This is a genomic window from Zhongshania aliphaticivorans (assembly GCF_001586255.1).
Classification (GTDB): domain Bacteria; phylum Pseudomonadota; class Gammaproteobacteria; order Pseudomonadales; family Spongiibacteraceae; genus Spongiibacter; species Spongiibacter aliphaticivorans.
On record NZ_CP014544.1, the window covers coordinates 2251214 to 2266380 of the forward strand.

Genomic DNA, 15167 nt, shown 5'->3' on the forward strand with positions numbered 1-15167 from the left:
AACCATGCGCTATTTGTCGGCACTAGTCATTGTATTAGGTTTATTGTTACCCGCTATTGGCCACAGTCAGACTGCGACTAATCCAGTAGTGATTATAGAGACCAGCAAAGGCAATATTACCGTTGAATTATATGCCGACAAAGCACCGATAACCGTTGAGAACTTTCTAGGCTATGTTCGCAGCGGTTTTTATAATGGCACAATATTTCACCGCGTTATTCGGCGTTTTGCGGTGCAAGGTGGCGGTTTCACCCCAGACCTCGTTGAAAAAGACAATGGAGAGCCGATCATCAACGAGTCTAAAACGAGCAAACTGAGTAATGAACGCTGGACCATCGCGATGGCCAGAACAAATGATCCAAACAGTGCACAATCTCAATTTTATTTTAATATGGGTATGAACCTAAATCTCGACGCCAGAATGGGCAGAGACGGTTACGCCGTATTTGGAAAAGTCATAGACGGACAAAACGTTGTTCGAGACATCGCTGTCAGTCGCACTCACAGCGTTGGTGGCTTCGATGATGTTCCCGTCGAACCCATTTTAATCACTAATACTAGCATCAAGCAGGCAAGTGGTGTCCAGCAACCATAATCCATGCGCATTAGCGCAAGGGATCTACCGTGACCGACCTAAGTATTAATTTAAATAAAATCGCGCTAATTCGAAACTCTCGGGATACTGACTATCCGAGCGTAACACTCCATGCTGCACGCTGTATTGCCGCCGGCGCTCACGGGATTACCGTACACCCTCGACCAGATCAGCGCCATATTCGGGTAAGCGACTGCTTTGAGCTCGCAGAGATGTTAAATGTTGAATTTAATATCGAAGGAAACCCCTTTGCACCAGCAATGAAGTCTACGCGCAAAGACGTTGCTGACTACCCCGGCTTTATGGAAATCATTCGCCAAATACGCCCCGCTCAGTGCACCTTAGTTCCCGACAGCGACGCCCAATTAACATCAGACCATGGCTTTGATCTGCATCGTGACGGCGAACGCCTAAAGCCAATTATTAGCGAATTAAAAGATCTTGGCGTGCGGGTGAGCTTGTTCATGGATCCCGAGCCCGAACAAATTCGCCTAGCTAAAGCCATTGGCGCAGACCGAATTGAGCTCTACACGGGGCCCTACGCAGAAGCCTTCGGCGCGAAACATCAAGATAAGGTTTTACAGCGCTTTATCGACGCCAGTATTTTAGCGGCCGATATCGAACTAGGGCTAAATGCCGGTCACGACCTGAATTTGCATAATTTATTATTATTTAAAAATAGCGTGAGCGATTTGCGGGAAGTATCTATTGGTCACGCCTTTACAGTAGATGCCATTGAAATGGGCTTAGACGCCTGTATTAAGGCGTATTTACGCTGCCTCCGCTAAACATACATCTCTCAAATAAAATCGCTGCACAATCAAGCCGAGCTGTTGTGCAGCGATATCCAATTTAAAAGACTTTTTTCAGTACAACGTAAAAATCCGCCTCTAAGCGCTCCAACTCTGATGACGACACGAAGCCATCATCTGTCAGCGGCGTCGCGGCCACGGCATCCAGACTAACACCCCAACCTAAGTCAGCCGAAACACGCACGCCAGCGTCGGCTATGCTTCGCTCATCGCCAGCTGAGCCCGACACATTCTCAAACCACGCCGCGCCGTATTCAGCAAACACCGCAGCACTCACGTCCATACCGGCAATATTCAATTTGCGCTGCAGACTTACATCAGCAAAATACCCAGAATCGCCCGACAATACTCCAGGCAAATAGGCGCTTATTGACTTCATACCACCGAGCACCCACTGCTGCTGCTGCGGCAATTGCTCATCCGCGTATTGGGCAAAAAAGCTTGCATTCAGCTCTGTTTCTTTTGACAAGGGAAACTTGGCGGCAATCTTTGGCAAGACCGCAATAAATTCAGCGGTACGCGCCGCAGGCGTAACTTCTGGCGCCGACGCTGCACCGGGATTCTCAGCTAAATAACGCGCTCTAAAACTGTCATAACTACCAAGCGTGCCGCTGTCACCAGTAAGCCCGCCTTTAAGCGATAATTGCGCCGACCAGCGAAATTGTCCATCCCCCACGGTTTCCGCAGAGAAATACTTCGCCCCAAGCTCGAGGGTGGCGTAGCTCTCATCTTGCAAGCTGCCAAACCCACTAATATCAAGCGTGGAGTCGACATACTCAAGACGCTGAAATAAATTTATGCGATAGGAGAAGTCACTTGCCAGAACCTGCTCACCAGTTAACGCCAGCGCATTGATATCAGCATCTAAATCAATACTCTGTCCAGCGGTTGCGCCGGTCGTCGGCAGGCACAAGCCCAAGACAGAGAGCAGGTCACACACCACACCGCCACCAGGGGCGCTGGCACTACCAGCACGGTAGCCAAGATGCTGACTATACTCAGTGTGGCTTGCTGTGATGCCATACAAACCTGAAGAAAAGGGTTTGTCGGCGGTGAGCTGGAAGCGATGGTAATCCTCTCCTCCTCGAGACTCGCCCAAGTCGGTGAATGCCGTTTCATAGCCCAAGCCAACCCGACTGCCATTTGCGAAATTATGATTCATGCCGATGTCACCAAAATATCGCCCGACATACCGGCTACCTTGGTTACCAAATTGCACAAAAAAATCAGTCGCGTCGTAATCTTCAACTGGAGCGGCCTCAAACAACAAACTTACTGCTTCTGGGTCATTGTCATCAACAAAGAACGTGGCTGAATAATTGATTCCTGTGCGCTGGCTTTTCACATTAGCCATCACGCGCGCGCGCTCAAACTCAGCGCGGGTTAAGTCTGGATCACCCTTTAAATCGCTGAAATATTCGGCAACGCCTTCACCGTCTATCGCAACCACTGACGCCTGTACCGCGTGAATATAGACGGTACTCCCTTCTGGTGCATACTGGGTTAACACTAAAAGATGGCCCTTACGCAGGGTTAATGAATTCATTAAAAAAATTGCTTGGGAGGGCGTCTTGGCCGTCTCAAAAATAGCGGCCAACTCGGTCTCATTTAAATAATGACTCCCGGTTACCCGCAATTCGTACCCATTGACCAAGCCAATATACGGCGCACTTGCACCCGCCGTCGTGCTTATTTCGGCGACGGTAGTCAACTGCGGCGGTAAGGCTGGGGGAAAATCAATAGCCATAATCTAGTCCTTTAATATGCATTGAATAAGCTCGTTGTTAACGGTAAAGGCATAAGCTGTAGCAACAAGGAGCTCTTAAAGCTCCTTGCCCGTAGCTACCAACTTGCCTCGCGCTAACGACTAATTTGTGAGGTTTTCTTCTTTGGTCAATTGAAAGGTTTCACCGTCGAGAATATTTAACTCGACCCGGCGGTTTTCAGCACGCCCCTCGGGGCTATCACTACCATCGTCATTCGCATTGGGCGCGACAGGCGAGCTCTCACCGTAGCCTCGGAACGCTAAACGCTTTTCATCGATGCCAGCATCAATCAAGTATTTGTAAACCGTGTTCGCACGACGATATGACAGACGAAGATTATAGGCATCGCTACCCATCCAGTCGGTATGTCCGTCTACCGCCACCAGCGCTTCTGGCTGAGCGGCCAAGACGCGCACGGCGTGTTCTAATATGGGCAAAGACTCAGGCGTTAAATCTGCCTTGTCAAACTCAAAATTGACGCCCCGCAACACTAGCGGCGCATCCTCAGTTAAGTGACAACCCGTCAAAAACACAGGCATATTAGCCGGTGTATTCAGGCACTCATCACGCTCATCACAAACGCCGTCGGCATCACTGTCCTCACAGGCGTCCAGCATTGCAAGTTGCAGCGGGCCACCGCAAGCAAGGCCACCAGCACTGGCGCAGCTTCCGTCATTGCCGCCGCCATTATTACCATCGCTACCCGGTTCATTGGCCACGCCAACCGATATCAAACCACCAGAGCCCGATCCCGGACCATTCAATGCACCAACGCCAACTACGCCGCCATTACCTGAATTGGCGTCGTTTATCGCCGCGATCGTGATCGTCTCAGAGTTGCCCGAATTGGCACCATTCAATACCGCAATTGCGCCTAAATCAGCGTTTCCGGAGTTATCACCGTTTAATACCCCAATGCCTGCACTATCGCCGTTACCCGCATTATTCCCATTTAAAACGCCGACCCCAGCGGTGTCACCATTGCCTGAATTATTGCCATTTAATACGGCAATGCCCGCAGCGCCGCCATTACCAACATCGCTACCAGACAATACCCCTGCCGAAATCCCGTCGCTGTTTCCAGAGTTACTTCCCGACAGGGCGGCAAGCCCTAGAACGCCACCGTTGCCACTATTCGCACCACCCAAGATGCTAATACCAGCGTATTCGCCATTTCCGGAGTCACTACCAGACAATACGGCCACACCAATTGCGCCGCCATTACCACCGGAACCAGAATCAAGTAGCGACAAGCCCAAAAGGCTGTTCTCAGCGCCGTCGAGAACTAATCCCTCGCCCTGACCCAAGCCAGGAAGCTCAAACTCGGTCGGTATACTCTTGAGTAAATCGACCGCCGCATCAGTCACCATGCCATTCGGCCCGACTAAACTGCGAAGCTGCGTCGCCAAGCCCGCCTCATAAGTTAAACCTAACGTATTGAGTAACTGGGACAAACCCAAAGCATCGAGCGGAAGCATAGCCTCGCCGCCAGTTTTGTTGCCGGACCCAGCCATCTCTTCAGAACCCATTGTCACACCGAGATCATTTTCTGGGTTGAGAACATCGGCGCCAAGAAAATCGTTATCGCCAGTGCCTACAGGGTCTAACACTGAGGCACCAATGGTACCGACCGTGGAGCCTACCTCCGAAAATAATTGCTGAAGGCCTAAACTATTGAGTAGATCCGTTAAACCATCTGCCGAGGCAATTGGCGCGAACATCATCATTGATATGATTAGCGGGACAGACAGCAGTCTGCGAATAGACTTCATTTGGCAACTCCATTTGTAAAGAAAGTAGATAGCAATTCAGAATGTGAAACTTTGGACATTTTCAAATGAACGCGGCGACTGCGCACTGCAAACCCCATCATCTCCCAGGACATTAGCAAAGTAGCTAAGTAGCGATTTTTTCTAGACAAGAAGGAATAGGACTTTGTAAAAACCTCATTACAAAACACAGCTTTAAAATACTTAGAGGGGTATTTAGCTGTACTTGACGCTGCTTCGCTTTCGAAAAACATAGGTACTCTCCGTGTAAGCAGAAACTTCTACTGCGGCATGAACGTCACTGTTCAATTCCCAATTCCAAAGATGACAATGCACAACCATTAGCAGGAAACTAATAAGTGGCACTGCATTAACATTAGGGAAAGTATCTTAATGAAATTGTATTAAGATGGGAGAAAAAGTCATCTTTACACTCGTAATGATGCGATATATGAGAACAGCGTCACAGATATTTTTTTGGATATGAAGACAAAGTCACACTAAAAAAGATATGAGAAATAAATTTTTGCTATAAAATATTTTTGAGCATCAGCACCAAAAAACTCAAAATAGGTGGTAAGTATTTTATATGTAGCAGCACCTAGGCTGTAGCTCACACAAAATTACGATATACCGAGTAAGAAAAAGGGATGTTTAAATTTCGAGGGGAAAGAGAAAATAATATATTTCGAATAACTGGCACGCGAACGCGCCAGTTACCATTGACAAGAAAAGATTAGAATATTTTCTTAACCGTAAAGAAAAAATCTGCTTCGAATGCATTCAGTGCGGACGAACTTGCAAAGCCGTCATCAGCCAAGGAGCGTGCAAATACGGTGTCCAACTGCACGTCCCAACCCAAATCAGCACTAAATTTAACACCGGCATCCACAATACTACGGGTTTCACCCTCAAGACCTGAGGCATTTTCGAACCATGCTGCGCCGTACTCAACAAAGATTTCTGGCTCGACCTCAATACCGAGTACAGTAATCGTTTTAGCGTAATCTAACTTACCGTAGTAGCCAGAATCACCCGACAAAACCCCTGGTAAATAGGCGCTAATTGATCCCATACCGCCCAGCACCCATTGCTGTTGCTGGGGCAATTGCTCATTGGCGAACTGGGCCATCGCATTCAGCCGTAAATTTCCACTATCAGCAAGCGGAAGCTTGGCCGTAAAGCGCGGCAATACGCTTACAAACTCCGCCGTTCGCGCCGCTGGCACCACCTGCGGCGTACTTGTCGCACCAGGGTTGTTGCTCAAATACTGAGTGCGATACCCAGGATAGGTCCCTAAGCTACCGCTATCGCCAGTTAATCCGGTTTTAACTGAAAGCTGAGCAGACCACCGCAAAGACTTTGGTCCACGCAGGTCAGCAGCAAAATACTTTGCACCAACTTCAAGGGTTGCGTACTTTTCGTCTTGTAAATTACCAAAAACACCTACATCGATTTGTGAGTCGATGTAATCGATACGCTCGAACACATTTAGTCTTGAGCTTAAATCGCTGGCCAATACTTGTTCACCCGATATACCAAGCGTATTAATTTTGGCATCTAATCCCACTTTTTGGGTACTGGTCGTTGTGGTTGAGCTAGGACTGCACAAGCCGAGCATACCCAAAGCATCACAAATCGGATCTGAGCCCGACGCTGTCGTTGTTGAGCTCGTTGTACTGCCTAGATCTTGAGAATACTCAGTATGCCCCGCACTAATGCCGTACAAGCCCTGCGTAAATGGACGATCTGCGGCTAACTGAATACGGTAGTAATCTTCGCCGCCGCGAGATTCGCCTAAATCGGTAAACGCTGTCTCTAAACTGCCGGTGGCGCGACTACCATCTTTAAAATTATGACTGAGTCCAACATCGCCAAAATAACGTCCAACGTAACGACTACCTTGGTTGCCAAATTTCAACACCAAATCCGTGGCATCGTAGTCTTCACGGGGTTCACCAGAAAACACCATAACAACACGTTCAGGCGCATTTTCATCAACGACATAACTAACCGAATAATCAACTCCCGTGCGCTCACTGCGCACGTTAGCCATCACTCTAGCGCGATCAAATTCACCGCGAGTTAGGTTTGGGTCATCTTTTAAGTCTGCAAAAAACGTGCTTATTTCGCCGCCCTTAAATCCCGTAACACGAGCCTGAAGAGCGTGAACATAAATAACATTACCCTCTGGCGCATACTGCATAGAAACCAGCATATGCCCTTTTCTAAGCGCGGCCGAACTCATCAGAAAAATCGCCTGTGATGGCGTTTTTGCCGATTTAAAAATCTTATCTAATTCATCGCGGCTCAATTGATGGGCGCCGGAAACGCGGACTTGGTATCCATTCACCAAGCCCTGATAAACACTACCGGTACCTGCCCACTCAGCAATCTGCGCTACGCTCGCCTGTTGCGGAGGAAGCGCGGAAGGAAAATCAATTGCCATATCATCGTCTCTAAACAATAAAAGCCAAGGGAGACCACTCCCCAAAAAATGAGCGCTAGCCCTTACGCGCTAGCGCCGACACACCTCAACGCTGCGACAAGTTTTCTTCTTTCACCGCTTCAAAAACATCGGGCTGCAGAACATTTAGTTCTACGCGACGGTTTTCTGCACGCCCTTCGGGATTATCGCTGCCGTCTTCGTTTGCGTTCGCCGCAACCGGAACACTTTCCCCATAGCCACGAAATACTAGGCGATTTTCCTTAATTCCAGCATCAACCAAATAGTGATAAACCGTTCTCGCACGCTTATATGACAAGCGAATATTGTAACTATCGCTGCCCATCCAATCAGTGTGGCCATCTACCGCCACCAGAAAATCAGGCTGTGCATTCAACACTTTAACGGCCTGCTCCAAAATTGGATAAGATTCCGCGGTTAAGTCCCACTTATCAAATTCAAAATTAACGCCACGCAACACCAGCGGCGCATCCTCAGACAAATGACAGCCCGTTAAAAATACCGGCATATCGGCGGGTGTATTTAAACACTCGTCTAACTCGTCGCACACACCGTCAAGATCAGCATCTTTACACGAATCCAACAGCGCCAAAGCGCCGATATCACCGCAGCCCACGCCGCCTGACGCAGAGCAACTACCATTATTGCCCACTCCGCCGCTTTTACTATTTGGCCCGAGGGGCGCATTGGCAACGGCAAGCGTAATTAAACCACCAGAACCCGAGCCTGGGCCGTTTAAAACCCCTGCACCGACCACGCCGCCATTGGCGGAATTGGCGCCGTTTAAGATACCCACTGCAACGGTGCCCGAGTTCCCTGAATTGGCACCATTTAATACCGCGACACCAGCCAGCTCGGAATTACCGGAATTCGCCCCGCCAAGCACTGCAATACCGGCGCTATCGCCGTTGCCCGAGCCACTCCCAGAGAGCACCGCCACACCGGCACTACCACCGTTACCAGAGTTATCACCCGACAGAACCGCGATCCCAACCGCTTCGCCATTACCCGATGAACTAGCACCCAGAACCGCCAAACCCACGGGCTGATCACTCAATCCTGGCAGAGGCGCATTTGAACCCACTGCCGTGCCGATTTGCCCAGCACCATCTTTAACACCCGCCGCCGCCGGTGCAGTAATTGATCCGTCTGGCCCGATAACGCCACGAATTCGTTCGGCACTACCACTTTCATAGCTTAAGCCGTATTCATTAGCTGCCTCAGAACCACCGAGCTCATCCAAGGGAATTGCCGTACCGGAGCCGGTCTTATTACCAAATCCTGTCACCTCTTCTGAATTCGCGGTCAAGCCGAAATCATTCTCAGGGTTGAGCACATCAAGCCCCAGAAAATCGTTATCGCCGGTGCCGACGGGATCAAGCACCGAGCCGCCAACCGTACCTACCGATTTACCAAATTCGGAAAAGAGCCCTGAAAGCCCTAGCGAATTTAAAAAATCAGTCATTGCATCAGCCTTGGCCACATTTGCTGTTAACAGCATAGGGGCTATTAACAACGCACTCACCAGCACAGCTACTAGATACCGACGAACAGATCTCATGCCAAACTCCACACCCAATACAATGAAATTGCAACTGGACGCCAGCCAAAGCTGCTACCCAGACAGGAACCTTAGGCACCGCAAAATTCCGCTATATAAAGCGGCTATTCGACACCTAAAACAAAATAATTATGAAAAACCACAGCGACGAATGCGCTATTTTCAGACCCTCACCGCCAGTTTTAAACTGCCGCCAAAACGCGCCTATCATAGGTTAAGCGCCGGAATACGCAATAGCCCCGATCATTAGTACTGTGTGAATATTCCATAATTGCGGTGTAGGTAGGGATCTAGCATTAAAGACCAAGACGGTCAGGCAAATTTATATAATTAAAAGCACAGAACAAAAATTCCGCTAGTAAGAATTCGGCATATTAATTTGGAGGGAAGATCAGATCTGCAAAACTTAGCAACTTGGAGTAAGTGACTTGGGTAATGCGTGCATTAAATAATGGGGTGGCCGACGGGGCTTGAACCCGCGACAACAGGAATCACAATCCTGGACTCTACCAACTGAGCTACGGCCACCATTGGGGATACTGCTAAGGGTACTACAAACCTGTAAGTGGCGCGCCCGACAGGATTCGAACCTGTGACCGACGGCTTAGAAGGCCGTTGCTCTATCCAGCTGAGCTACGGGCGCAAAATCGCCTTAACTGAGATACGAAAAATGGTCGGGGTAGAGAGATTCGAACTCCCGACATCCTGCTCCCAAAGCAGGCGCGCTACCAGACTGCGCTATACCCCGTTTTTCGTTTCCCGTATGCCTCGCTACAGGAGGTGGGCATAATACGCAGCGGTCCTTTCTCCGTCAACGCTTTTAACAAAATTATTTCATTTCATTTGTTGGCCTGCCGTTTCGCAGCGTGCGACAATAACACCTTAATTTGAATCACCTTTTTTGAGACTACTTGACATGGCAGCTCTGATCTTAGATGGCAAAACACTGGCGGCAAGCTCGGAAGAACAACTGGCGGCGCGGGTTACCGCCCTCAAGAATAGCTGTGCAGGTAGAAGCCCTATATTAGCAACGATATTGGTTGGCGATGACCCTGCCTCCGCCACCTACGTAAAAATGAAAGGTAATGCCTGCCGCCGTGTTGGCATGGAATCACTCGCCGTAGAAATGCCTGGAGCCACCACCACCGAGCAGCTGCTGGCCAAAATAAATGAGCTAAACAACAACCCCGACATACACGGCATTTTGCTCCAGCACCCAGTGCCCGAACAAATTGACGAGCGCGCCTGCTTTGATGCAATCGCACTGCATAAAGATGTCGATGGTGTTACCTGCCTAGGCTTTGGCCGTATGGCCATGGGTGAAGACGCCTACGGCTGCGCCACGCCCAAAGGCATTATGCGCATACTTGAACACTACAATATTGCCATAGAAGGCAAGCACGCCGTTGTGGTTGGCCGCAGCGCCATTTTGGGCAAACCCATGGCCATGATGCTATTAGAGGCCAACGCCACGGTGACCATCTGCCACTCTCGCACTCAAAACCTGCCAGAGCTTATTAAACAAGCCGATATTTTAGTTGGCGCGGTAGGCAAGCCCGAATTTATTAAAGCCGAATGGATTAAGGACGGCGCCGTTGTCGTAGACGCTGGCTACCACCCCGGTGGCGTTGGTGACATTGAGCTCGCACCCTTAGTCGACCGCGTCAGCGCTTATACTCCTGTACCCGGCGGTGTTGGCCCAATGACGATTAATACCTTGATATTCCAGAGTGTTGATTCTGGTGAAAAAGCACTAGGCTAAGCCGGAAAACACAATGGGACGCATTAAACCCCCCAAAAAAATCAGTGCCACCCAAAAAATAGCCCGCAGGATCTTAACCGAGATACTGCAGCTGCTTTTCTGGGTAATGAATACCCTGCGCTTTAAAAATCAGCTCAATATTGAACGCCCTTGTGTGATGGCGGTCTATCACGATGAACTAATGCCCTTAATCCATTATTTTCGTGACGCCGACGTAACCGCCATCGCCTCGCAAAACCACTTTGGCTATGCCATAGCCAAAGCGATGGAGCGCTACGGCTACGAAGTTGCCCTAGGCTCACGTAGCCGAGGCGGTATGGATGCGTTCTTTCAGCTGCTGAAATCAGCACGCAAGGGCAAAACCATTGCCTTTACTGTGGACGGCTCGCGCGGCCCTCGACACGAAATGAAAGAAGGTGCTGTTATGCTGGCCCGCAAAACCAAGCTACCCCTGTATTTGATCCGCGCGGATTACCATGGCTTGCGGCTGGAAAGCACCTGGGACAAAACTAAACTACCCAAACCCTTTACTACGGTTAGCTTTAATTACGAACGCTTCCCCATGGAAGACTATGCCGACGAAACAGATATAAGTATTGTAGTGGCCGAGGCGCAGAAACGCTTACTCGCCTTACAGGCTGATGACTATGGAAGTCCTAAATGAGCTTAAGCCGTCGCAAGCGCATTTTATTGTTTTTGGCTTACGCACTTATTATTACCGTTCTGTCCTTACTCCCCGCCGAGCAGAGCCCAGCACTGAATATATGGGACAAGCTTGAGCACTTTTGCGCTTATTTATTATTTATGATGCTGGCGTTTCCGCTTGGCCATAACCACCGCTGGCGCTTGGCTAGCGCTGCGGGAATAGTGGCTTACAGCATTGCCGTTGAATACGCCCAGCAACTGTCTCCCGGTCGCCACACATCGATTGAAGATGTTTTTGCCAATAGCCTCGGGGTAATAAGTGGCTACCTACTGGCCTGGCTTATAATGCATTTTGCGATGCGTAAGCGTCGAGCCTTAAGCTAGAAAAAACCAACGGCGCTTAATCACGCCGCCAAGTGGTCCCTTCCCGACTATCTTCTAAAATTACGCCCTGTGCTTTAAGTGAATCGCGAATCTCATCGGCACGGGCAAACTGACGATCTTTCTTGGCCTGCACACGCTCGGCGATTAAGGCCTCTATACTCGCGGCGTCCAACTGATCGGCGCTGCCAGACTGCAAAAAGTCATCTGCTTCTAACTGTAAAACACCCAGAACTGCGGCAAGAGATTTCAGAAGCTGGGCAAGAGAATTAATACGCTCACTATTGCCCGCCTCTTTCGCTGTATTGAGCTCGCGCACCATATCGTATAAAACCGCGACGGCAAGCGGCACGTTAAAGTCATCTGCCATTGCCGCGTCAAAGCGCTGCACAAAGTCATTTTCTTGGGGCAAGTCCGCGTAAGCAATTAACGTTACTGGCGGCAAACCCTTGTAAGCGTGATAAAACCGCTCCAGGTTCTGCTTCGCGATCTGCAAATTTTCTTCGGAGTAGTTTATAGCACTGCGATAATGACTTGAGATCAGAAAATAGCGCACCACTTCAGGGTGATATTTATCCAAAATTTCGCGAATGGTGAAAAAATTGCCTAAGGACTTAGACATCTTCTCATTATCGACCCGCACAGCCCCTGCGTGCATCCACGTCTGCGCGTATTTTTTTCCGGTGGCGGCTTCCGACTGGGCAATTTCATTCTCGTGATGAGGAAAAACCAGATCCGGGCCACCGCCATGGATATCGAAGGTCTCGCCCAAGCAGCAGGTCGACATTGCCGAGCACTCAATATGCCAACCGGGGCGCCCCTCCCCCCATGGCGACGGCCAACTGGTCGTTCCGTCATTCACCGCCTTCCACAACGCGAAATCCCGGGGATCATCCTTGGCTTCGTCCACCGCAATCCGTGCACCAGATAAAAGCTCATCGGGCTTTTTGCCAGACAGCTTGCCATAATCGGCAAACGCCGTAACTCGGTAATAAACATCACCATTGCTTGCCTGATAGGCGTGACCAGTAGCAATTAAACGCGTAATCATGGCAATAATATCGCCGATATGCGCTGTGGCGCGTGGCTCGCGGTCAGGTGCAATAATACCAAGGCGCTCAGCGTCTTCATTCATGGCCACAATAAAGCGCTCGGTCAAGGCCTCGTAAGGCTCGCCGTTTTCAGTGGCGCGACGCAAAATTTTGTCGTCGATATCGGTGATATTGCGCACGTAATTGACCTCAAACGCCTTAGCGCGCAAATATCGCGTAATAACATCAAAGGCCACCAGCACCCGCGCATGCCCCAAGTGGCAGTAGTCATAAACCGTCATACCGCAGACATACATGCCGATCTTGCCGTCTTGTAATGGTTTTAGCGGCTGCTTGCTGCGGCTTAGGGTGTTGTAGATTTGAATCGTCATAGGTTATCGCTTTATGCTGGACGGTAAACGGGAGACGCAAAAACAACATCAAACCGTAAACCGCATATAAATTTAAATATGAACACTACCAGCTAAAAACAGACGCAAAACGAGAGAGATCTTTTGCGTCTCCCGTCTCCCGTCCAGCCTCTAGCGCGCCATAGCTCTCGTCCGACTTCAGTCGTCGGCCTTACCCCAAGTATCCCGCAGGGCAATCGCCCGATTAAACACCAGCTTATCACTGCAGTGTTCGCGCCGATCAGCAACAAAATAGCCCGTGCGTTCAAACTGAAAACGCGCTTCGGGTGCAGCGTCAGCTAAGCCCGGTTCAATCCAACAGTTTTCTAAGACCGTCAGTGAGTCTGGATTCACGTGATCTAAAAACTCTTCGCCACCACGATCCGGTGCTTCATGGGTGAACAGACGGTCGTATAAGCGCACTACCGCCTGCTTACCATGACTCGCCGAAACCCAGTGAATAACACCTTTAGGCTTAACGCCATCTGCAGGGTCTTCACCCAATGTGCCGTCGTCATAGCTGCAATGCACCTCGATAATATTGCCCTCATCATCTTTAACAACAGATTCAGCAAGCAAAACGTAAGCGCTGCGCAGACGCACCTTTTTCCCTAAGACCAAGCGTTTAAACTTTTTATTGGCTTCTTCCCGGAAGTCTTCGCGCTCAATATACATTTCTCGACCAAAGGGCAGCGTGCGCTCGCCAAGGTCATCGCGATTCGGATGACCCGGTGCGGTGAGCTGTTCAAGCTTATCTTCTGGGTAGTTAGTAATGACCAATTTCAGCGGATCCATCACACACATGGCCCGAGGCGCATTTTTGTCGAGGTCGTCACGAATCGCGTGTTCCAGCATGGCCATATCAACCACGCCTTCACTGCGAGCCACGCCGACCATATCGCAGAAATTGCGCAGGGCTGTGGCGGTATAGCCACGGCGACGCATACCCGCAATGGTCGGCATTCGCGGGTCATCCCAGCCATCAACCACCTTCTCGTCCACCAGCATTTTTAGCTTGCGCTTGCTGGTCACGGTGTAATTGATGTTTAAACGAGCAAATTCATATTGTTTAGGCTGAGCTGGCACGGGTAAATGCGCCAAAAACCATTCATATAAAGGACGGTGATCCTCAAACTCTAAGGTGCAAATAGAGTGGGTAATACCTTCCAAGGCGTCAGACTGGCCATGGGTAAAATCGTAGTTAGGGTAAATGCACCATTTGTCGCCGGTCTGATGATGGCTAACCTTGCGAATCCGATAAATGATGGGATCGCGCAAATTGATGTTTGGCGCGGCCATATCAATTTTCGCCCGCAACACTTTGCTGCCCTCATCAAACTCACCGTCGCGCATACGGGAAAACAGCGCTAGGTTTTCTTCAGGACTACGCTCACGGTAAGGACTATTACGGCCAGGCTCGGTAAGGGTGCCACGATATTCTCGGGCCTCATCGGCACTTAAATCGCAAACGTAGGCATGGCCCGTACTGATTAAATGCTGGGCGTACTCAAACAAGGTGTCAAAGTAATCAGAGGCGTAGCGGATCGGACCTGACCACTCATAGCCCAACCAGCGAATATCTTCCTGAATAGCATCAATATAGGCCTGTTCTTCTTTCGCCGGGTTGGTGTCATCAAAGCGCAGATGGCAACGGCCGCCAAATTGCTCTGCCAGACCAAAATTCAAACAAATCGATTTGGCATGCCCAATGTGAAGAAAACCGTTTGGCTCCGGCGGAAAGCGGGTTACCAGCTCACCCACTAGGCGCCCACTGGCTATGTCCTCTTTAATAATAGTGCGCAGAAAATTATTGCCCGTTACTGCTGTGTCAGTCATTGAATCATTCCGTTAATCGTCATTTTCCGGCAAGCGGGCTAATACATTCCGCTGACGGATTTGAAGCGCCACGTGCGAGGCTGGTTTCACCGAGGGACCAAAAGCCGTATTATAGCGGCTTTAAATTCTGGT

General features: G+C 49.8%; 11 protein-coding genes and 3 tRNA genes. 5 read left to right on the plus strand and 9 right to left on the minus strand.

All coding sequences use genetic code 11. The features are described 5' to 3' along the window. Nucleotides 1-4 precede the first annotated feature (4 nt). Complete coding sequence (locus AZF00_RS10040; RefSeq protein ID WP_008249813.1) at nt 5-595, plus strand: peptidylprolyl isomerase; 591 nt, start codon at nt 5-7, stop codon at nt 593-595. A gap of 29 nt (nt 596-624) precedes the next feature. Next, entirely contained in the window at nt 625-1383 is a 759-nt protein-coding gene (locus AZF00_RS10045) for a pyridoxine 5'-phosphate synthase (protein ID WP_008249811.1), read from the plus strand. Nucleotides 1384-1447: 64 nt separating this feature from the next. On the opposite strand, the gene AZF00_RS10050 is transcribed toward AZF00_RS10045, so the two are convergent. The 7 genes from AZF00_RS10050 to AZF00_RS10090 form a co-directional block, all read right to left on the minus strand. After that, nucleotides 1448-3154, minus strand: coding sequence for a ShlB/FhaC/HecB family hemolysin secretion/activation protein (locus tag AZF00_RS10050; protein WP_008249810.1), 1707 nt, complete (start codon nt 3152-3154; stop codon nt 1448-1450). A gap of 120 nt (nt 3155-3274) precedes the next feature. Further along, a complete protein-coding gene (locus tag AZF00_RS10055) occupies nt 3275-4945 on the minus strand; it encodes an OmpA family protein (RefSeq protein WP_008249809.1) in 1671 nt (556 codons plus the stop codon). Between the two features lie 733 nt (nt 4946-5678). Continuing rightward, the gene (locus AZF00_RS10065; protein ID WP_008249807.1) at nt 5679-7391 is read right to left on the minus strand and encodes a ShlB/FhaC/HecB family hemolysin secretion/activation protein; all 1713 of its coding nucleotides are present in this window, start codon (nt 7389-7391) and stop codon (nt 5679-5681) included. An 85-nt stretch (nt 7392-7476) separates the two neighbouring features. Then, on the minus strand, nt 7477-8970 hold the full coding sequence (locus AZF00_RS10070; protein WP_008249806.1) for an OmpA family protein: 1494 nt from the start codon (nt 8968-8970) through the stop codon (nt 7477-7479). Nucleotides 8971-9422: 452 nt separating this feature from the next. Further along, nucleotides 9423-9498: transfer RNA gene (locus AZF00_RS10080), tRNA-His, on the minus strand. A gap of 38 nt (nt 9499-9536) precedes the next feature. After that, a tRNA-Arg gene (locus AZF00_RS10085) sits at nt 9537-9613 on the minus strand. A gap of 28 nt (nt 9614-9641) precedes the next feature. Beyond that, nucleotides 9642-9718 (minus strand) — tRNA-Pro (locus AZF00_RS10090). A 168-nt stretch (nt 9719-9886) separates the two neighbouring features. Between AZF00_RS10090 and folD the strand changes: the two genes are divergently transcribed. The 3 genes from folD to AZF00_RS10105 are packed head-to-tail and all read left to right on the plus strand — an operon-like array spanning nt 9887 to nt 11761. Next, entirely contained in the window at nt 9887-10732 is an 846-nt protein-coding gene (gene folD / locus AZF00_RS10095; protein WP_008249804.1) for a bifunctional methylenetetrahydrofolate dehydrogenase/methenyltetrahydrofolate cyclohydrolase FolD, read from the plus strand. Between the two features lie 13 nt (nt 10733-10745). After that, nucleotides 10746-11396, plus strand: a complete 651-nt coding sequence (locus AZF00_RS10100) for a lysophospholipid acyltransferase family protein (RefSeq protein WP_008249803.1) — start codon at nt 10746-10748, stop codon at nt 11394-11396. After that, the gene (locus AZF00_RS10105) at nt 11393-11761 is read left to right on the plus strand and encodes a VanZ family protein (protein WP_008249802.1); all 369 of its coding nucleotides are present in this window, start codon (nt 11393-11395) and stop codon (nt 11759-11761) included. Before AZF00_RS10100 ends, AZF00_RS10105 begins: the two co-directional genes overlap by 4 nt. 16 nt (nt 11762-11777) lie before the next feature. On the opposite strand, the gene cysS is transcribed toward AZF00_RS10105, so the two are convergent. Both cysS and AZF00_RS10115 read right to left on the minus strand, forming a co-directional pair. Next, entirely contained in the window at nt 11778-13181 is a 1404-nt protein-coding gene (gene cysS, locus AZF00_RS10110; protein WP_008249801.1) for a cysteine--tRNA ligase, read from the minus strand. Nucleotides 13182-13358: 177 nt separating this feature from the next. Then, nucleotides 13359-15035 (minus strand): glutamine--tRNA ligase/YqeY domain fusion protein, encoded by a 1677-nt coding sequence (locus tag AZF00_RS10115; protein WP_062383704.1) that lies wholly within the window; start codon nt 15033-15035, stop codon nt 13359-13361. Nucleotides 15036-15167 lie beyond the last annotated feature (132 nt).